At 69.8% G+C, this 18002-nt stretch carries 19 protein-coding genes; 14 read left to right on the forward strand and 5 right to left on the reverse strand.

Annotated features, from left to right (window positions below):
• Positions 1 to 34: 34 nt before the first annotated feature.
• Genes AB0O71_RS04460 through AB0O71_RS04475 form a run of 4 tightly spaced genes read left to right on the forward strand, consistent with a single transcriptional unit; the run spans position 35 to position 3869 of the window.
• On the forward strand, positions 35 to 1027 hold the full coding sequence (locus AB0O71_RS04460; RefSeq protein WP_363742519.1) for an ABC transporter substrate-binding protein: 993 nt from the start codon (positions 35 to 37) through the stop codon (positions 1025 to 1027).
• The gene (locus AB0O71_RS04465) at positions 1024 to 2046 is read left to right on the forward strand and encodes an iron chelate uptake ABC transporter family permease subunit (RefSeq protein ID WP_363742521.1); all 1023 of its coding nucleotides are present in this window, start codon (positions 1024 to 1026) and stop codon (positions 2044 to 2046) included. Before AB0O71_RS04460 ends, AB0O71_RS04465 begins: the two co-directional genes overlap by 4 nt.
• Complete coding sequence (locus tag AB0O71_RS04470) at positions 2039 to 3067, forward strand: iron chelate uptake ABC transporter family permease subunit (protein ID WP_363742523.1); 1029 nt, start codon at positions 2039 to 2041, stop codon at positions 3065 to 3067. Before AB0O71_RS04465 ends, AB0O71_RS04470 begins: the two co-directional genes overlap by 8 nt.
• A 40-nt stretch (positions 3068 to 3107) precedes the next feature.
• Positions 3108 to 3869: an ATP-binding cassette domain-containing protein gene (locus AB0O71_RS04475; protein WP_363742526.1), complete on the forward strand. Its 762-nt coding sequence runs from the start codon at positions 3108 to 3110 to the stop codon at positions 3867 to 3869.
• A 67-nt stretch (positions 3870 to 3936) separates the two neighbouring features.
• On the opposite strand, the gene AB0O71_RS04480 is transcribed toward AB0O71_RS04475, so the two are convergent.
• A complete protein-coding gene (locus AB0O71_RS04480; protein WP_363742528.1) occupies positions 3937 to 5208 on the reverse strand; it encodes a glutamyl-tRNA reductase in 1272 nt (423 codons plus the stop codon).
• A 114-nt stretch (positions 5209 to 5322) separates the two neighbouring features.
• On the opposite strand from AB0O71_RS04480, the gene hemE reads away from it, so the two are divergent.
• The 7 genes from hemE to AB0O71_RS04515 are packed head-to-tail and all read left to right on the forward strand — an operon-like array spanning position 5323 to position 12621.
• Positions 5323 to 6435: a uroporphyrinogen decarboxylase gene (gene hemE / locus AB0O71_RS04485; RefSeq protein WP_363742530.1), complete on the forward strand. Its 1113-nt coding sequence runs from the start codon at positions 5323 to 5325 to the stop codon at positions 6433 to 6435.
• Entirely contained in the window at positions 6425 to 7888 is a 1464-nt protein-coding gene (gene hemG, locus AB0O71_RS04490) for a protoporphyrinogen oxidase (protein ID WP_363742532.1), read from the forward strand. Before hemE ends, hemG begins: the two co-directional genes overlap by 11 nt.
• Positions 7885 to 8910 carry a hydroxymethylbilane synthase gene (gene hemC / locus AB0O71_RS04495; RefSeq protein ID WP_363742534.1) on the forward strand — a complete coding sequence of 342 codons (1026 nt, stop codon included), beginning with the start codon at positions 7885 to 7887 and terminating at the stop codon, positions 8908 to 8910. Before hemG ends, hemC begins: the two co-directional genes overlap by 4 nt.
• Entirely contained in the window at positions 8907 to 9722 is an 816-nt protein-coding gene (locus AB0O71_RS04500; protein ID WP_363742537.1) for a uroporphyrinogen-III synthase, read from the forward strand. The genes hemC and AB0O71_RS04500 overlap by 4 nt, the downstream gene beginning before the upstream one ends.
• Positions 9719 to 10708, forward strand: coding sequence for a porphobilinogen synthase (gene hemB / locus AB0O71_RS04505; protein WP_363742539.1), 990 nt, complete (start codon positions 9719 to 9721; stop codon positions 10706 to 10708). The genes AB0O71_RS04500 and hemB overlap by 4 nt, the downstream gene beginning before the upstream one ends.
• Complete coding sequence (locus AB0O71_RS04510) at positions 10705 to 12063, forward strand: glutamate-1-semialdehyde 2,1-aminomutase (protein ID WP_363742542.1); 1359 nt, start codon at positions 10705 to 10707, stop codon at positions 12061 to 12063. Before hemB ends, AB0O71_RS04510 begins: the two co-directional genes overlap by 4 nt.
• Before the next feature lie 9 nt (positions 12064 to 12072).
• Positions 12073 to 12621 carry a GNAT family N-acetyltransferase gene (locus AB0O71_RS04515; RefSeq protein WP_363742544.1) on the forward strand — a complete coding sequence of 183 codons (549 nt, stop codon included), beginning with the start codon at positions 12073 to 12075 and terminating at the stop codon, positions 12619 to 12621.
• A 69-nt stretch (positions 12622 to 12690) separates the two neighbouring features.
• Here the strand turns inward: AB0O71_RS04515 and purQ are convergent, their stop codons facing one another.
• From purQ to AB0O71_RS04530, 3 genes are all read right to left on the reverse strand, one after another.
• Complete coding sequence (gene purQ, locus AB0O71_RS04520) at positions 12691 to 13398, reverse strand: phosphoribosylformylglycinamidine synthase subunit PurQ (RefSeq protein WP_363742719.1); 708 nt, start codon at positions 13396 to 13398, stop codon at positions 12691 to 12693.
• A complete protein-coding gene (gene purS / locus AB0O71_RS04525) occupies positions 13395 to 13742 on the reverse strand; it encodes a phosphoribosylformylglycinamidine synthase subunit PurS (protein WP_363742546.1) in 348 nt (115 codons plus the stop codon). Before purS ends, purQ begins: the two co-directional genes overlap by 4 nt.
• 102 nt (positions 13743 to 13844) lie before the next feature.
• The gene (locus AB0O71_RS04530) at positions 13845 to 14765 is read right to left on the reverse strand and encodes a phosphoribosylaminoimidazolesuccinocarboxamide synthase (RefSeq protein ID WP_363742548.1); all 921 of its coding nucleotides are present in this window, start codon (positions 14763 to 14765) and stop codon (positions 13845 to 13847) included.
• 226 nt (positions 14766 to 14991) lie between these two features.
• Between AB0O71_RS04530 and AB0O71_RS04535 the strand changes: the two genes are divergently transcribed.
• A complete protein-coding gene (locus tag AB0O71_RS04535) occupies positions 14992 to 15867 on the forward strand; it encodes an SRPBCC domain-containing protein (protein ID WP_363742550.1) in 876 nt (291 codons plus the stop codon).
• 9 nt (positions 15868 to 15876) lie between these two features.
• Here AB0O71_RS04535 and purD read toward each other — a convergent pair whose 3' ends face one another.
• Positions 15877 to 17130: a phosphoribosylamine--glycine ligase gene (gene purD, locus AB0O71_RS04540; RefSeq protein WP_363742552.1), complete on the reverse strand. Its 1254-nt coding sequence runs from the start codon at positions 17128 to 17130 to the stop codon at positions 15877 to 15879.
• 37 nt (positions 17131 to 17167) lie between these two features.
• Between purD and AB0O71_RS04545 the strand changes: the two genes are divergently transcribed.
• Positions 17168 to 17557 (forward strand): sterol carrier family protein, encoded by a 390-nt coding sequence (locus AB0O71_RS04545; protein ID WP_363742555.1) that lies wholly within the window; start codon positions 17168 to 17170, stop codon positions 17555 to 17557.
• Positions 17554 to 17967, forward strand: a complete 414-nt coding sequence (locus AB0O71_RS04550) for a hypothetical protein (RefSeq protein WP_363742557.1) — start codon at positions 17554 to 17556, stop codon at positions 17965 to 17967. The genes AB0O71_RS04545 and AB0O71_RS04550 overlap by 4 nt, the downstream gene beginning before the upstream one ends.
• Positions 17968 to 18002: the final 35 nt, after the last annotated feature.

The following is an 18002-nucleotide window of genomic DNA, read 5'->3' on the forward strand; positions in this document are numbered from 1 at the left end:
ATCGATGAGACCCGAGATGAAAAGAGCAGCCATCGTGTCACCCAAGACCCTGCGCGGCGCCACCCTCGCAGCCCTCGCCGCGACCGCCGCCCTCAGCCTGTCGGCGTGCGCGCCCGCCGCAGACGCTGATGTCGAGACCGCCGCTCCCAACGCGACCACGGTGACCGTCACCGACAATCACGGCGAGGTCGAGGTGCCGGTCAACCCCGAGCGGGTCGTGGCACTCGACAATCACGTCTTCGAGACGCTCGACGAGTGGGATGTTCCGCTCGTCGCAGCGCCCAAGGGCATCATGGGAACAGCCTGGCCCGACTACACCGAAGACGCCGAGATCGCGGACGTGGGCACGCACCGCGAGCCGAACCTCGAGGCGATCATCGCCGCGCAGCCCGACCTCATCATCGGCGGCTACCGATTCTCGGAGTCGTACGACACGATCGTCGAGCAGAACCCCGATGCCGCCGTGATCGAGATCGCCCCGCGCGACGGCGAGGATCCGATGGAGGAGCTCAAGCGCGAGACCGAGATTCTCGGGCAGATCTTCGATCGCGACTCTGAAGCGGCTGAGATCACCGCTGAGTTCGATCAGGCAGTCGCTGATGCCAAAGAGGCGTACAACGGCACCGACACGGTCATCGGACTCATCACCTCCGGCGGCAAGATCGAGTTCGCCGCTCCCGTGACCGGCCGCAGCGTCGGGCCCGTGTTCTCGGCGCTCGACCTGGTGCCCGCGATCGAGCAGGAGGCAGAGGATACCTCGCACGGCGACGACATCAGCGTCGAGGCGATCGCAGCCGCGAACCCCGATTGGATCGTCGTGCTGGATCGCGATGCGTCGTTCGCCGAGCCCGAGCCGGGCGCAGTGCCGGCTGATGAGCTCATCGCCGGCTCCGAAGCCTTGCAGGGCGTGACGGCCGTGCAAGAGGACCGGATCGTGTACCTCGACTCCGACTTCTACCTGACGGAAGACATTCAGGCGTACACGGAGCTGTACGAGCAGCTGCAGGAGGCGTTCGCCGGCGCATGAGCGTGAGTCAGCAGGCCGCCACGGCGCCCAGAAGCGGGGTCCGCACCGACGGTGCGGGCCCCGCTCGTCGTTCGCGCTGGAACGGATCGGTCGCGCTAATCGTCGCGATCGTCGTGGTCGCCGCACTGCTCGCCGCGTCGCTGCTGATCGGCATGTACGACATCGCGGGAGGCGAGCGCGGAGCTGAAATGTTTTGGATCACGCGCGTGCCGCGCACGCTCGCACTGGTGCTGGCAGGGGCGGCAATGGCGACGAGCGGCCTCGTCATGCAGATGCTTACGCAGAACCGCTTCGTCGACGCAACGACGTCAGGCACTACGGAATGGGCAGCGCTCGGCCTCCTGCTCACCGTGCTGATCGCACCGCAGGTCGGCCTGGTGGGTCGGATGGTGATCGCCAGCCTCTCGGCGTTCGTGGGAACCCTGGTGTTTATGGCGATCCTGCGCCGCATCGTGATTCGCACGACGCTGGTCGTGCCGCTCATCGGCATCATGCTGGGAGCCGTGGTGAGTGCGCTGACCACATTCCTCGCGGCGCAGTTCAACCTGCTGCAGATGATCGGCACCTGGTTCATGGGCAGTTTCACGGCGGTGGTGCGCGGCCGCTACGAGGTGCTCTGGATCGTCGGCATCGTCACGCTGCTGGTCTTCATCCTCGCCGATCGCATCACCGTGGCGGGGCTCGGCAAGGACGTCGCGACCAGCGTCGGCGTGCGGTACGAGGTCGTGCTGGTGGCCGGCACAGCGCTCGTGGCCGTGGCCGCCGGCGTGACAACGGTGGTCGTCGGGTTTCTGCCGTTCCTCGGCCTCGTGGTGCCCAACGTCGTCGCCATGATTCGCGGCGATCACGTGCGCAGCAACCTGCCCTGGGTGTGTTTGGGCGGCATCGCGCTCGTCACGATCTGCGATCTGATCGGGCGCACCGTGCGCATGCCGTTCGAGGTGCCCGTCTCCATGGTGCTCGGCATCGTCGGATCGGCGGCCTTCATCACGATTCTGCTGAGGCAGCGCAGTGCGTAGCGCGGTAGCGACGCAGCCGACGGCGCGAGTGCGCACCCGCGACGGTTCGCGGTTCGGCTGGTGGCATGAGCATCGGGCGCTGCTCGTGGTGGGCGGCGCGGCGCTCGCACTCGCCATCGCGATCCTGGTCTACGGCAACCCGGCCACTCCGGGCACGGACCCGTTCTGGATCATCGTGCGATCGCGGCTCGCATCGCTCGGCACGATCGTGCTCGTCTCGGTGTGCCAGGCGGTCGCGACCGTGCTCTTCCATACGGCGACGGCGAATCGGATCCTCACCCCGTCGATCCTCGGGTTCGATGCGCTCTATGTGCTCTCGCAGACGGCGCTCATGTTCGTCTTCGGCATGGCAGCGGTGGGCATGGAAGGCATTCCGAAGATCATCGCGCAGAGCCTGCTCATGATCGCGTTCGCGACGCTGCTGTACGGCTGGTTGTTCTCGGGGAAGCGCGCGAACCTGCACCTGCTCCTGCTTGTCGGTGTGGTGCTCGGCATCGGGTTCGGATCGCTGTCGACGTTCATGCAGCGCCTGCTGACTCCGAGCGAGTTCGACGTGCTGAGCGCGCGCCTCTTCGGCAGCATCGGCAAGGGCAACCCCGACTACCTGCCGATCGCCGGCGTCATCGTCGCCGTGCTGCTCGTGGTGATCTGGCGCCGCCGCCGCGTCTTCGACGTCATCGCGCTGGGCCGCGACGTCGCCACGGGGCTCGGCGTCGCGTACCGTCGCGAGGTCGTGCTGATCCTGGTGACCGTTGCGGTGCTGATCTCGGTGTCTGCGACGATGGTGGGTCCGATGACCTTCTTCGGGTTTCTCGTCGCCACGATCGCATATCAGTTCACGCGGGAGGATCGCCACACCGAGACGCTGCCGCTCGCTATCGGCGTCGCGCTCGTCACGCTGCTCGGCGCCACATTCGTGTTGAAGCACGTGTTCGCGGCAGCGGGTCTCGTGACGGTGATCATCGAGTTCGCCGGCGGCCTGCTGTTCCTCGCCATACTGTTGAGAAAGGGGCTCAGATGACGAGCCGTCGCACTGTCCGCCTGCCGCACGGGGGCATCGCGTGATCGCGCTCACCGGCGTCGAGAAGCACTACGCCGGGCACCGGGTGCTCGGCCCGATCGACCTCACCATCGAGCGCGGGGGAGTCACGGCGCTGATCGGGCCGAACGGTGCGGGCAAGTCGACCATGCTCACGATCATCGGTCGTCTGCTCGACGCCGACTCGGGGCGCGTGACGATCGGCGATCTCGACGTGCGGGCTGCGAAGCCTCGGGAGTTCGCACGCGCGGTCTCGATTCTGCGCCAGGAGAATCACTTCATGTCGCGACTCACCGTGCGGCAGCTCGTCACGTTCGGGCGCTTCCCGCATTCAGCCGGCCGATTGACCGAGGCCGACGTGCACGCCATCACCGCCGCGATCGAGTTTCTGGATCTCAGCACGATGGAGCATCGCTTCATCGATGAACTCTCGGGCGGGCAGCGGCAACGGGCGTTCGTTGCGATGGTGCTCGCGCAGGATACGGATTACGTGCTGCTCGACGAGCCGCTCACGGGACTCGACATGCGCCATGCGGTCTCGATGATGGGGCAGGTGCGCGCCGCAGCCGACGCCCTCGGCAAAACGGTGGTGCTGGTCATTCACGACGTCAACTTCGCGGCGGCGTACGCCGATCGCATCGTGGCACTCGCCGAGGGCCGGGTCGTCGCATCGGGGGCGCCCGACGAGATCTTCACACCAGAGGTGCTGCAGCGCGTCTTCGACACGCCCGTGGAGGTGCTCGAGCACGGCGGGGCGCGCGTCGCGGTCTACTACCGCCCGTAGGGCGCGAGCACAGCACGCGCAATCCGAGTCAGCCCGCGGGCGCTCGGAAGCCCCCGGTCCCGAGCGCTCAGGCGCGATCCACCGATTCCAGCCCGAAGAGTGCCGAGAGCGCCTCGGAGGCCTCCGAGGCTCGCCCTTCGCGGCCGAGCGACCGGATGCGCGTGGTGGGTGCGTGCAGGAGGCGTCCGGTGAGGCGCCGCAGCGCCGTTTCGACGTCGGCCGCGGTTGCCGCGTCGTCGTCGTCGCCGGTGCCTCTGGCGCGGCACAACTCGTCTTCCAGGATCGCGTTCACATGGCCGCGCAACGCGAGCAGCACCGGCAGGGTGTCGCGCTCCGCTTGAGAGGCGCCGAACTCGACCGCCGCATCGTGGACGATTTCGAGGGCCTCGTGCTCGGTGCCGAGCTCGGTCACCGGAGCGTGCCGTGCGACCGTATCGAGGTCGAGCAGTTCGATGCCGTCGATGCGAGTGACGGCCGGGTCGATATTGCGAGGCATGCCGAGATCGATGAGGAGGCGCGGCGAGACCGGCGTCGGGATCCCGGCCGTCGCCGTCGTGCTCGGTTCCAGAGGCGCGAGATCGGCCTCGGTGAGCAGCGGCTCCTCAGTGCGGCTGCAGGCGATGATGACGTCGGCGGCGTCGAGCGCGCTGCGCAGCGCGAGCGGATCGACGGCGGAGAGATCGTGGCTCTCGGCGTAGGCTGCGGCACGGCCCGAGGGGGAGTGCACGCTGATGCGCTCGGCGCCCCGCGAACGCAGTGCGGCGATCGTCGCGCCGGCGTACGCACCTGTGCCGATGAGCAGTACACGAGCGTCTTTCCACACGGGCACGCGGCTCTCCGCGAGCCGCAGCGCGAGGCGTACGAGCGAGCGACCCTGCGAATGGATCTCCGTGCGGTGCTTGACCGTGCGCGATGTGCGCGTCGCCGTCTGGAAGAGGCGCTCGAGGTGGTGGGTTACCGTACCGCGCTCGCGCGCATCGACATGGGCGCGGCGCACCTGCCCGGCAATCTCCTCCTCGCCCACGACTGCTGACTTGAGACCCGACGCAACGGCGAAGAGGTGCTCGGCGGCGCGGTGATCCAGCTCGACATCGACCGCCATGGAGAGCGACGACACCGGCACACCGGCGATCTGCGAGATCAGCTCCACGATCGCCTCACTCGTGTCTCGCGCCGCCTGCACGTAGACCTCGAGCCGGTTGCACGTCGACAGCACGACGACGCCGTCGAGGTCACTCGAAGCGGTCAGCGCCTCGGTGATCTCCGGGGTGCGTGCAGTGAGGCGCTCGAGCAGTGGAAAGGAGCACCCGCGGTGGTCAAAGGAGAGGCACAGCAGCATAGATTTTCGATACGTTTTCTGATCAGGGATTCGTGGATGTCTCGAGCGGCATTTCTCGCGAAACTGAACACATCAGATGTGGCACATCAGATCTATAAGCTAGCATCTCGACCGATGAACTTCCTCCCAGCTTCGCACCCGCTCGTCGACGGCCGAACGGGCGACGCGCCATTGATCCGAGCCCTGAGGGGCGACCGGCCCGAGTCTACGCCGGTCTGGTTCATGCGTCAGGCCGGCCGCTCCCTGCCCGAGTACCGAGAAATCCGCGCCGACCACCGAATGCTCGATGCGTGCCTCACACCCGAGCTCGCCAGCGAGATCACGCTCCAGCCTGTGCGACGCCACGGCGTCGACGCCGCGGTGTTCTTCAGCGACATCGTGGTGCCGATGAAACTGGTCGGCATCGATGTCGATCTGGTCGCGGGGCGCGGGCCCGTGTTCGCGAATCCGGTGCGCACCGCTGCCGACGTCGCGCGGGTGCGCGACGAGTTCACCGTCGAGCGGCTGCGCGCCGCGCTCGACCCGGTGCGCGACGCGGTGCGTCTGACCGCCGATGCACTCGGCAGCACGCCGCTCATCGGCTTCACGGGGGCACCGTTCACCCTGGCCGCCTACCTCGTCGAGGGCGGGCCCTCGCGCGACCACCTGCGGGCCCGCACCCTCATGCACGCCGACCCCGAGACCTGGGCGTCGTTGCTCGACTGGGTCGCCGACCTCTGCGGTGTGTTCCTCGAAGCGCAGGTCGAGGCGGGCGCGAGCGCCGTGCAGCTGTTCGATTCGTGGGCCGGATCGCTGTCGCCTGCCGACTACCGCGATCGGGTCGCGCCCGCGTCGCGTCGCACGCTCGAGCCCGTGCGCCGGCTCGGTTACGCCGCAGGTGAGGGGTACGCGGCCGAGGCGCGCGCCGTTCCGATCATCCACTTCGCCGTCGGTTCCGGCCACCTGCTCGAAGAGCTGGCCGAGGTCGGAGTGGACGCGCTGGGCGTCGACTGGCGCACGCCGCTCGACGAGGCGAGCCGCAGACTCGGCGATACGGTGCCATTGCAGGGCAACATCGATCCCGCTTTTCTCGGCGCCGCGCCCGAGGTGCTCGAGGCGCACGTCGCCGACGTGCTGCGTCGAGGCCGGAGCGCTCCAGCCCACGTGCTGAATCTCGGGCACGGAGTGCCGCCCGAGACCGATCCCGACGTGCTCACCCGCATCGTCTCACTCGCGCATGGAGCCTGACTCTCCCCGACCACGCATCGCCGTCGTCGGCGGTGGCGTCTCCGGCTTGACTGCGGCGCGCGAGCTCGCCGTAGCGGGCGCCGACGTGGTCGTCGTCGAGGGCGCCGACCGGCTGGGCGGCCGCATTCGCGGCGCTGAGATCGCGGGCACCACCATCGACATCGGCGCTGAGTCATTCGCGACCCGCGGAGGCACGGTGGCCGCGCTGATCGAAGATCTCGGGATGTCCGACCAGATCGTGCGGCCCGCGCCGCTCGGCTCCTGGGTGATCGACGGGAATCGGTCGATCCCGCTTCCGGCTGCGGGAACGCTCGGCATCCCCGCAACACCGCTGTCTGCTGCGACGATCCGCGCGCTGGGGGTCTCCGGTGCGCTGCGGGCCGCCGTCGAGCCGCTGCTGCCGCATCGCATCGGAAGCGATGCCGCGTCGTTCGCCGCGCTCGTGCGCGCCAGGCTCGGCTCGCGTGCACTCGACCGGCTGGTGCGCCCCGTCGCGCTCGGTGTGTACTCGGCAGACCCGGAGCGACTCGGAGTGACCACAGTGCCCGGGCTGGCCGCTGCTTTTGCGGAGCGGGGATCGCTGATCGCCGCCGCACGAGACCTGCGCGACGGGCAGGCGGCAGCCGGCGGCGCGGTTGCGGGACTGCGCGAGGGAATGACGCAGGTGATCGCCGGTCTCGAGACCGAGGTGACGCGCCTCGGCGTTCGCGTGCTTCGCGGCAGCAAGGTGCAGCGGCTCGAAGAGCGCGGAATGTCCGCTGCACCCGCCGGCGCTTGGCGCGTGCTGGGTGGCGACGGTGCGGTGCTCGCCGAGGCCGACGGAATTGTGCTCGCGGTGCCCGAGAACGTCGCCCGACGGCTGCTCGGCGAGCGCGGTGCCACGGGGCAGGCGACCGACCGCATCGAAGTGGTCGCTCTCGCGGTCGACGATCCACGGCTCGATCGTGCGCCGCGCGGCACCGGCGCACTCGTCGCGCGTGACGCGGTCGGCGCCGGAGCACGCCGCGATGGCGGGGCCGCGCCGATCCTCGCGAAGGCGCTCACCCACGTGACCGCGAAGTGGCCCGAGCGCGCGCGAGAAGCGGGGCCCGGTCGCCACATCCTGCGGCTCTCCTACGGCCGGGCGGGATCCGCGCCGGAGACGGTGGGTCTCGACGACGCCGAGGTGCGCAGCATCGCGCGCTACGACGCCTCGCGCATTCTCGGCATCGACCTCCGCGCAGATACCGTCGTCGACCTGGTGCGCTGCACCTGGCGCATGGGCCGCCCGCCCGGGTCGCGCGACGCCCGCCCGCTCGTCGCCCCTGCTGGCGTGACGCTCGCCGGCGACTGGGTCAGCGGCACCGGCCTCGCCGCGATCGTGCAGGGGGCCCGCACCGCGGCTGCCACCGCCCTCGCCTCCGCCTCCCTCCGCCTCCCACTGACGAATCGAATTGAAAGTCCTCTGAAATGAACGCATCGCTTCCCGCCTCGTCTGGCCGTGTCTTCCGCTCCGACGTGCCGCTTGCCGCGGCACCGGGACTGCTCCGCGTCGGAACGCGGGGCAGTGCCCTCGCCGTGTCGCAGACCACGATGGTCGCCGAGCAGATGGCGACGGCGACCGGCCTCGATGTCGCTCTGGTGATCATCACGACGCACGGCGATGTCACGCGCGCACCGCTCTCGCAACTTGGAGGCACCGGCGTCTTCGTGAGCGCGCTCCGAGACGCCCTCCTCGCCGGTGAGTGCGACCTCGCCGTGCACTCGCTCAAAGACCTTCCGACCGGGGCGTGCACGGGCATCTCGCTCGGCGCCGTTCCCGTTCGCGCCGATGCGCGCGACGCCCTGTGCGCGCGCGACGGTCTCACCCTCGCCGACCTGCCCTCCGGGGCGCGCGTCGGCACCGGTTCGCCGCGCCGCGCCGCGCAGATTCGCGCCCGCCGCTCCGACATCGACGTGCACGACCTGCGCGGCAACGTCGACACCCGACTCGGCCGCGTGGGGGTCGACCTCGACGCCGTCGTGCTGGCAGCAGCGGGACTCGATCGCCTCGGCCGCGCCGCCGCCATTACCGAACGGTTCCCCCTCGCCGACGTTCCGGCAGCCCCCGGACAAGGTGCGCTGGCGATCGAGGTGCGCGCGGCCGACGCGACGACCGAGCCGTACATCGCTGCCCTCTCGGCTGTCGACGACGCCGAGGCCCGGGCGACGGCGCTCGCCGAGCGGTCCTTGCTCGCAACGCTCGAGGCCGGCTGCGCCGCACCGATCGGGGCGTGCGCCGAAGTGACGGGAGACGAGCTGCGTCTGCGCGCTGTCGTGTATCGCGTCGACGGATCGGAGCAGTTGACCGCCGAGGCCTCGCTCCCATGGAGCACGACCGCGCCGGACTCCGAGGTGCCGGTGTCTCAGGTGCCGGCCGAACTCGGACGGCGGGTCGCGGCCGAGTTGCTCGAAGCAGGAGCGGCCGATCTGGCGTCGCTCGGGGGCCGTGCATGACCGACGCCGGCCGCGACAACCGCACCGGACTCGCCGACGTCCGTGTGCTCATTACGCGCGGCGGCGCCGCGGGTGAGCGCGACGCTGCAGAAGTGCGGGGCCTGGGCGGAGAGCCGCTGCTCGGCCCGCTCACCGACATCGCACCCCCTGCAGACTCCGGTCCGCTCCGCGACGCCGCGGCCGCATGGAATCGCGGCGACTACGACTGGTTGCTGATTACGAGTGCGAACGCGGCCGACGCGTTCGCAGCTGCCGGAGCGCGTCCGCCGCTGGGCTCGGAGTCGGGCCCGCCGCGCGTCGCAGCTGTCGGCACCGCGACGGCTGACGCGCTTCAGGCGCACGGGTTCGAGCCCGACCTCGTGCCCGATGCCGACTTCTCGGCGACCGGCCTCGCTGCCGCGCTGCTCGAGCGGCTGACGGGAAGCGGGCTCACGTTTCTGTTCCCCGTGTCGGAGCTCGCCGACCGCACCCTCGAAACGGCGCTCTCGCGCGCGGGACATCGCGTTGAGCGCGTCACCGCGTACCGCACGCTGCCCGCTCCACGCGACGCCGCGGTCGAGTCGCGCGTCTCCGCCGGCGAGGTCGACGTGATCCTCATCCTCAGCGCATCGGCCGCCCGAGAAACGGCCCGCCGTTTCGCCCCGCTGCCGCCCAGCGTGAAACTCGCGGCGATCGGAGGGCCCTCTGCGCGGGCTCTCGCCGCAGACGGCTTGGCCGCAGATGTCGTCGCTGATCCGCACACCGTCTCGAACCTGCTCGACCGTGTAGCGCAATTATCGTTCCCGAGTGCACCCGGAGGTCACCCAGCATGATTCCCACCGTTCGCCCGCGTCGACTGCGCTCTAACCGTGCGATGCGCCGCCTCACAGCCGAGACTCGACTCCACGCAGCCGACCTCGTGCTGCCGCTCTTCGTGCGCGAAGGCATCAGCGAGCCCCAGGAGATCTCGTCGATGCCCGGCGTCTTTCAGCACACCGTTGATTCGCTCCGTCGCGCCGTTGCCGAGGCGGCAGAGGCGGGGATCGGAGGGGTGATGCTCTTCGGCGTGCCAGAGGTGCGCGACGCCGTGGGCAGCGCGGCCGATGACCCGAACGGCATTCTGAACGTGGCGACGCGCGCCGTGGCTGCGGAAGTGGGGGATGCCCTCGTCGTGCAGACCGATCTCTGCCTCGACGAGTTCACCGACCACGGCCATTGCGGGGTGCTGCGCGTAACGTCGAGCGACAGCGACGAGATCGTCGTCGACAACGACGCGACGCTCGAGCGCTACCGGGCCATGGCGCTCGCTCAGGCCACCGCGGGCTCGGCACTGCTCGGGCTGTCGGGCATGATGGACGGCCAGGTCGCGTCGGTGCGCGACGCCCTCGACGCGAGCGGGTTTCACGACACGGCGATCCTCGCCTATTCGGCCAAGTACGCATCCGCGTTCTACGGGCCGTTCCGCGAAGCCGTCGACTCTCAGCTCGTCGGTGACCGGCGCACGTACCAGCAGGATCCGGCCAACCGCCGCGAGGGGCTGCGCGAGGCCGAGCTCGATCTCGCCGAGGGGGCAGACGTCGTGATGGTGAAGCCCGCGATGAGCTACCTCGACGTGCTCGCCGACGTCGCGGCCGTAAGCCCCGTGCCCGTCTGGGCCTACCAAGTGTCGGGGGAGGCTGCGATGATCGAAGCGGCCGCCGCGAACGGCTGGATCGATCGCGAACGAGCCATCGAGGAATCGGTCGTGAGCATCAAGCGCGCCGGCGCCGACACCGTGCTGACCTACTTCGCAACCGAGATCGCAGGATGGAACCGATGAACGCGCACCTCATTCCCCACCCCGAAGCCGCCGGCAGTGCGGCCCTCTCCGAGCGCGCCGCTCGCGTGATTCCCGGCGGCGTGAACTCGCCGGTGCGCGCTTACGGCTCAGTCGGTGGTACGCCCCGCTTCCTCGTCTCGGGCAGCGGCCCCTACGTCACCGATGTCGACGGCAATGAATACGTCGACCTCGTGGCCTCGTGGGGGCCGGCGCTTCTCGGGCACGCCCACCCCGCTGTGGTCGACGCCGTGCAGCAGGCCGCAGCGCGCGGGCTCGGTTTCGGAGCCTCGGTGCCGCAAGAGGCCGAGCTCGCCGAGGAGATCATCTCCCGAATGCCCGTGATCGAGCGCGTGCGGCTCGTCTCGACCGGTACCGAGGCGACGATGACGGCGATCCGCATCGCCCGAGGTGCAACCCGACGACCGCTCATCATCAAGTTCGCCGGTCATTACCACGGCCACTCCGACGGGCTGCTCGCGGAGGCGGGCTCCGGGCTCGCGACCCTCGCGATGCCGGGGTCGGCGGGCGTCACAGCCGAGACCGCCGGGCAGACGCTGGTGCTGCCGTACAACGATCTCACCGCGCTCGAGGCGGCGTTCACCGAGCACGGCGACCGCATTGCCGCGATCATCGCCGAGTCGGCCGCCGCGAACATGGGTGTGCTGCCGCCGCTGCCGGGCTTCACCGAAGCGATGATCCGTCTCGCGCACGCCCACGGTGCGCTCGTGATTCTCGACGAGGTGCTCACCGGGTTCCGCGCCGGGCCCTCGGGGTTCTGGGGCATCGAGCAGGATCGCGTCGCCGCCGGCGTCGCGCCCGACCTCCTGACCTTCGGCAAAGTCGTCGGTGGAGGTCTGCCGCTCGCCGCGCTGGGCGGCCGCGCCGATCTGATGGATCTGCTCGCGCCGCTCGGGCCGGTGTACCAGGCCGGCACGCTCTCGGGCAATCCGCTCGCGGTCGCTGCCGGTCTGACCACGCTGCAGCACGCCGACAACGCCGCATACCTGCGGCTGTCGCACGCAGCGGACGTGCTCACCGGCGCCGCGACCGCGGCGCTCGACGACGCGGGGGTGCCGCATCGCGTGCAACGCGCCGGCACCCTGTTCAGCGTGCTGTTCGGCGACTTTCCGTCGGCGCCGCGCGGCTACGCGGAGGTGCAGCGTCAAGACGTCGCCGCGCACCGGGCGTTCTTCCACGCGATGCTCGAGCGCGGCGTCAACCTGCCCCCGAGCGCGTTCGAGGCGTGGTTCGTGACGGCTGCGCACGACGACGTCGCTCTCGCCCGCATCATCGAGGCGCTGCCCGACGCGGCCCGCGCCGCCGCAGCCGGGGGCGCCCCCGGCGAAGGGGAGTAAGCTTCCGGGGTGCAAGAAACGATCACGATCCGCCGCGTGCGCCCCGACGAGTACGCCTCGGTGGGCGCGATGGTACGGGCGGCCTACGAGGGCGATTACCCCCTGAATGACGAGTACCTCTCAGAGATCGAGGATGTTGCGGAGCGCGATGCGACGTCCGAGGTGCTCGTCGCCGTTGATCGGACGAGCGGCGAACTGCTGGGAACGATCACAATCCCTCGACCGGGCGAATGGCTCATCGACGACACCGCCGAGAACGAATTCGATGTGCGCCTGCTCGGCGTCGCGCGTCCGGCCCGCGGTCGGGGTGTGGGCGCAACGATCATGCGGCACGCTGCCGATGTCGCGCGCTCGCGCGGGCTCGACCGGGTCGTACTGCACACCGGCGAGCAGATGATCGCCGCCCAGCGCCTCTACGAGCGCCTGGGATTCGTGCAGATTCCGGAGCGCGAGTTCACCATCGAGCGCGAGATCGGCCCCCTGCGCATCCTCTCGTACGGCCTCGACGTCGAACGCTCGGCCGAGCCGGTCGACGGCACCGTTACGGCCGTCGCCTAGCCGCTCGCCCGAAGCCCGGGCGACGTGGGCGCGGCGCGAGCTGAGCCCGGCGCGAGGGCGGCCTCAGGCTCAGGCCGCGCGAGCGACCAGTGCTTCGACGGCGCTCTCGAAGAAGCGCAGGCCGTCGATGCCGGATCGCATGGCGTCTGGCGTATCGGGGCCGAAGCCCGCCTCCACCGCGTGCTCGGGGTGCGGCATGAGGCCGACCACGTTGCCCCGCTCGTTGGTCAACCCCGCGATGTCGTTGAGCGAACCGTTGGGGTTCACGCCCGCGTAGCGGAACGCGACAAGCCCTTCGCCCTCGAGGTACTTAAGCGTCTCATCGTTCGCGATGTACCCGCCGTCGCCGTTCTTCAACGGGATGACGATCTCCTCGCCCGGCTGGAAGCGATGCGTCCACGCCGTGTCGGCGTTCTCCACGATGAGCTTCTGGTCGCGGCGGATGAACTGCTGGTGGGCGTTGCGAATGAGCCCCCCGGGCAGCAGGTGCGACTCGACGAGCACCTGGAAGCCGTTGCAGATGCCCAGTACGGGCAGACCGCGGTTCGCGGCGGCGACCACCTCGGTCATGATCGGCGAGACCGCGGCGATCGCGCCGGGGCGCAGGTAATCCCCGTAGCTGAAGCCGCCGGGAAGCACGATCGCTTCGACGTCTTGCAGATCGTGATCGGCGTGCCAGAGCGCGACGGGCTCCCCGTCTGCGCGGCGGATCGCGCGCTGCGCGTCACGGTCGTCGAGGGAACCGGGGAAGGTGACGACCCCGATCCGCGGCATCAGCGAGCCTCGCCCGCGAGCGCGTCGGCGGCGGGTGCGTCGGCGGCGGGTGCGTCGGCGGCGGGTGCGTCGGCGGCGGGTGCGTCGGCAGAGACCTGCACGCCGTCGACACTGATCGCGACGACGTCTTCGATGACTCCGTTCGACAGGATGTCGTCGGCGACCTGGCGCACCTCGGCCAGCACGGCGTCGGTGACTTCGCCGGCTACCTGAAACTCGAACCGCTTCCCGATGCGCACGTTCTCGAACTTCGCGTGGCCGAGACGAGCGAGCGCCCCCGTGGTGGCCTTACCCTGCGGGTCGAGCAGCTCGGCCTTGGGCATGACATCAACGACAATCGTGGGCACCCGGGATCTCCATTTCTCGTGGTGAAGCTACTGCATATTCTCGCATGGATCACGCTCGGCCCCGCGCGGACGGCGGTACGCGGTGCGGGATCGCGAGGCCGCTCACACGGCGACGGGCGTGTACGGCGGTTCGCCGCCGGTCAACCGAACGTACAGCTCGCGGTACCGGTCGTAGGTCTGGGCGACGATCTCCTCGGGCAGTACGGGCGGCTCGCCCGTCTTGTCCCAGTGCTCAGCGAGCCAGTTGCGTACGATTTGCTTGTCGAAGGAGGCGAGGCGATCCCGATGGGAGAGCGTCGTGTCGTGGTACACCGAGGCGTCCCAGTACCGCGATGAATCGCTCGTGAGCACCTCGTCGGCGAGCACGAGCTCGCCCGAGATCGGATCGCGCCCGAACTCGAACTTCGTATCAGCGAGCACCACCCCGCGCGCAGCCGCGAGATCGCGCGCGGCTGTGAAGATCTGCAGCGAGGCGTCGCGCAGCGCCGTCGCGGCTTCGGCTCCCACCAGCTCCGCACTGCGCTCGAACGTGATGTTCTCGTCGTGCTCCCCGAGCGGCGCCTTGTACGCGGGCGTGTAGATCGGCTCATCGAGCAGGTCGCCGTCGTTCAGGCCGGTCGGCAGCTCGATGCCGCAGACCGCTCCGGTGCGCTGGTACTCGACGAACCCCGACCCCGTGAGCGCGCCGCGAACGACGCACTCGATGGGATACATCTCGAGCTTGCGCGACAGCATCGCGCGGTCGACGACCTCGGCGGGCACGGCCGGGGCATCGGGGTCGTTCGCGGCGAGATGGTTCGGAAGGTCGATGCGCGCGAACCACCAGTTCGACAGCGCCGTCAGCAGCGCGCCCTTGCCCGGGATGGGCGGCTCGAGCACGTGGTCGAACGCGCTCACGCGATTGCTCGCAACGACGAGCAGGTGCGCGTCAGCCCCATTCTCCGGGGTGTAGAGGTCGCGGACTTTGCCCGAGTAGATGTGGCGCCAACCGGCGAGCTGCGTGGGTGCGGGGAGAGGGGTCACCCGTTCATTCTCGCACTGCGCGCGCGACTCGTGGTCGTCTGGGGCGCAGGATCGCTCGGCGTGCGTCGAACATCTCGATTTCGGCAGCAATACGCCGAAAGGCAGCCGATTGCAACCTGGATGTCAGGGGGTGCGGTTACGCTCAGTAGGAAGCCGAAAACGCGCGCGTGCGCGACGCTTTCGGCCGCCGGTCGGAACGGTCGGCGCGAGAGACCTGAGGAGAACTATGATCCCGCTGGGGCCGGTAGTGGCGCGGAGTCGAGTGGGCGTCGCGCGAGCTGCCGCCTGGACCTACCTCGTCGAGCAGGATCGCCGCGCCGAGTGGTGGCCCGAGCTGCACCTCGAGGCTCGCGTGGGCGGCGCCGTGTCCGAGCGCTGGTCAGAGGGTGAGGGCGACGAGGCGGTCAGTCGCGACGCTTCGGGCGCCGTGGATGTCTGGGTCGAGGGCCATGCCGTCGGATTCACCTGGCGCGAGGCCGGGGATGAGCGGGACACGGCGGTGCTGATCACGCTGCGCGCGCAGGGGCTCGATACGGGCATCACCGTTACCGAGACGGGCTTCGATGCGCTGCCCGCTGCGGGTGAACGTGCAGCTGCCTCTCAAGAGGGGTGGCAGGTGCTGCTGCGCGACCTCGTGACCGCGCTCGAGGCAGCGCAGGCCGCAGGGGCATTCGGTGAGCGAGAGACGCATCCTGCTGGCGCAGGCGCCGCTGATGCTGGTGCTGACGATGCTGCTGGCGCTGGCGAGCTCGAGGTGGCGGCGCCCGAGGTCGACGGCGAAATCGATGACACGGCAGCGTCGGCAGAGGCGAGCGCAGCTGATGCCGACGAGATCGAGTTGGACGCCGAGCCGACGGTGGGCGACCACCCAGAGCTCGAGACCGGTCCCGTTGCGGTAGTCGCCGCCGACGATGCCGAGGGAGAGCCGGTCGCCGAATCAGCGGACTCGGGTGAGGAGCAGGATCTCGACGAGACGATTCAGATCGACCGTGCTGAGCTTCCCGACGCGAAGCGCTCCGACCGTTCGGCGGATCCGACTGAGTCGACCGAGCCGGGCGCGCCCGACGAGCCCGATTTCGACACGCTGATCCGCGGCAATTAGCGGAACTCGTCAGGCGACGCGGGCGGCGATGTCCGTGCGCGACTGGCCGCCCTCGAGCGCGATGCGCGAGACGCCGGCGTAGGCGCGATCGCGGGCCTCGGCGAAGTCGGTGCCGCGCGCGACGACGCCGAGTACGCGACCGCCCGTCGCGATCCACCCGCCGTCTTCCGTTCGCGCGGTCGCGGCGTGCACCACGTGCACGCTCTCGAGTGCGGCAGCCTCATCGATGCCGGTGATCGCCCGGCCGGTCGTCACGTCGCCCGGGTAGCCCTCGCTCGCGAGCACCACGATGACCGCGGGGTCGGGGGAGAAGGCCGGCTCGGGCTCGGACGCCAGTGTTCCGTTCGCCGCTGCGAGCAGGTACCGGCTGAGCGGCGACTCGAGCCGAGCGAGCACGACCTGCGTCTCGGGATCGCCGAAGCGCGCATTGAACTCGATCACGCGCACGCCCTTGGGCGTGACGATGAGCCCGCAGTAGAGCAGCCCGACGAACGGGGTTCCCTCGGATTCGAGCTGGCGCACCGTGGGCAGCGCGACGGTTCGGGTGATCTCCGCGACGAAGTCGTCGGCGACCCAGGGGAGCGGCGAGTAGGCGCCCATGCCGCCCGTGTTCGGCCCCGCGTCACCGTCGAAGATGCGCTTGTAGTCCTGCGCCGGGCTGAGCGGCAGCACGTCGTGGCCGTCGGCGAAGAAGAAGAGCGACACCTCCTGCCCGTCGAGGAACTCCTCGATGAGCACCTCTCCGTGGGGCGCCCAGGTCTCGACGTGCGCCAGTGCCGCATCTCGGTCCTCGGTCACGAGTACGCCCTTGCCAGCGGCGAGCCCGTCGGCCTTCACCACGTAGGGAGCGCCGTACTCGTCGAGCACCGCTCCGGCCTCATCGACCGACGTCACGCGCGAGGCGCGACCGGTGGGCACCTGCGCCTCGTCCATCACGCGTTTCGCGAAGGCTTTCGATCCCTCGAGCTGCGCCGCGGCCTGGTCTGGCCCGAAGACCGCGACCCCCGCGGCGCGCAGCGGATCAGCCACTCCGGCGACGAGCGGCGCCTCGGGGCCGATCACCACGAGATCGAATGCGCGATCCTGCACGAACGAGGCCACCGCCTGCGGATCGGTGTACGCGAGCTCAGGCGTCTCGACACCGCTCGCCGCAATGCCCGCGTTGCCGGGTGCGCAGACGATCTCGTGATCGGCGCCCTCGGCGAGGAGGGCGAGGACGATGGCGTGTTCACGGGCACCCGGGCCCAGGACGAGGATCTTCACGCCGTCCAGACTACCGAAGCGCGGATAGGCTTGACTCGTGGCCAAGCGGAGAATTTCGATCGACGACGGGCGTGCGGCCCTCGCTGCGGCGCGAGCCGGAAGCTCTGCGCGCAGCGACGTCGCGACGGCTGTGCGCTACCTGCTCGAGGAGCTCGCCGAGCGCGCGCCGGGCAACACCGTCGAGGTGCGCGTGCCGCCCTACGGGGCGACGCAGTGCGTGAGCGGCCCTCGGCACACTCGCGGCACCCCGCCCAACGTGATCGAGACCGATGCGCAGACGTGGATCGCCCTCGCGTGCGGCGAGCTCGACTGGAACACCGCAGTCGGCGATGCTCGAGTCGTCGCTTCGGGATCGCGCGCCGCGCTCGTCGGGCTGCTTCCTCTGGTGCGCGAGCACCCAGTCGAAGCTGAGACACTAGACGTATGAGTCAGTCTGATCTTCCGACGGGCCTCCCTGCGCGGGAGCCCGCCGATGCTGCACCAGCGGGGAGCGCGCCCGCACCGCAATCCTCCGACGCGCCGCTGGGCACCGACCCCGGCGAGCGGGAGCCCGTCGTCGAGGTCACGGAGCGGGAGGTGACGCTCGAGCGTTCGGTTCGGGTCGGTCGCATCGTGATCACCGGCATCATCGCAGGCGCGTTCATCGCGATGCTCGCCTGCCTGTTCTTCCCGATCGAAGAGGGGGCCGAGTACACGCTCGGTCAGGTCGTCGGGTTCATGGCGCTCATCGGCGCCGCGATCGGTGCGGGCCTCAGTGGCCTCTTCGCGATCCTGCTCGGAGCGGTCGCGCGGCGTCAGCGCGGTACCGGTGTCGCCATCCAGTCCGACGTGCGATAATCCACTCAACTACGATTCGGAGATTCAGCCATGCT

Origin of the sequence: Leucobacter sp. NPDC077196, from assembly GCF_040687075.1 — a bacterium.
GTDB lineage: Bacteria > Actinomycetota > Actinomycetes > Actinomycetales > Microbacteriaceae > Leucobacter.

Excerpts from the sequence above, each read along its gene's own strand:
- AB0O71_RS04465 (WP_363742521.1), top strand. The coding sequence starts at position 1,024 with ATGAGCGTGAGTCAGCAGGCCGCCACGGCGCCCAGAAGCGGGGTCCGC.
- AB0O71_RS04480 (WP_363742528.1), bottom strand. The coding sequence starts at position 5,208 with ATGCTGCTGTGCCTCTCCTTTGACCACCGCGGGTGCTCCTTTCCACTG.
- hemE (WP_363742530.1), top strand. The coding sequence starts at position 5,323 with ATGAACTTCCTCCCAGCTTCGCACCCGCTCGTCGACGGCCGAACGGGC.
- hemG (WP_363742532.1), top strand. The coding sequence starts at position 6,425 with ATGGAGCCTGACTCTCCCCGACCACGCATCGCCGTCGTCGGCGGTGGC.
- hemC (WP_363742534.1), top strand. The coding sequence starts at position 7,885 with ATGAACGCATCGCTTCCCGCCTCGTCTGGCCGTGTCTTCCGCTCCGAC.
- AB0O71_RS04500 (WP_363742537.1), top strand. The coding sequence starts at position 8,907 with ATGACCGACGCCGGCCGCGACAACCGCACCGGACTCGCCGACGTCCGT.
- hemB (WP_363742539.1), top strand. The coding sequence starts at position 9,719 with ATGATTCCCACCGTTCGCCCGCGTCGACTGCGCTCTAACCGTGCGATG.
- AB0O71_RS04510 (WP_363742542.1), top strand. The coding sequence starts at position 10,705 with ATGAACGCGCACCTCATTCCCCACCCCGAAGCCGCCGGCAGTGCGGCC.
- AB0O71_RS04535 (WP_363742550.1), top strand. The coding sequence starts at position 14,992 with ATGATCCCGCTGGGGCCGGTAGTGGCGCGGAGTCGAGTGGGCGTCGCG.
- AB0O71_RS04550 (WP_363742557.1), top strand. The coding sequence starts at position 17,554 with ATGAGTCAGTCTGATCTTCCGACGGGCCTCCCTGCGCGGGAGCCCGCC.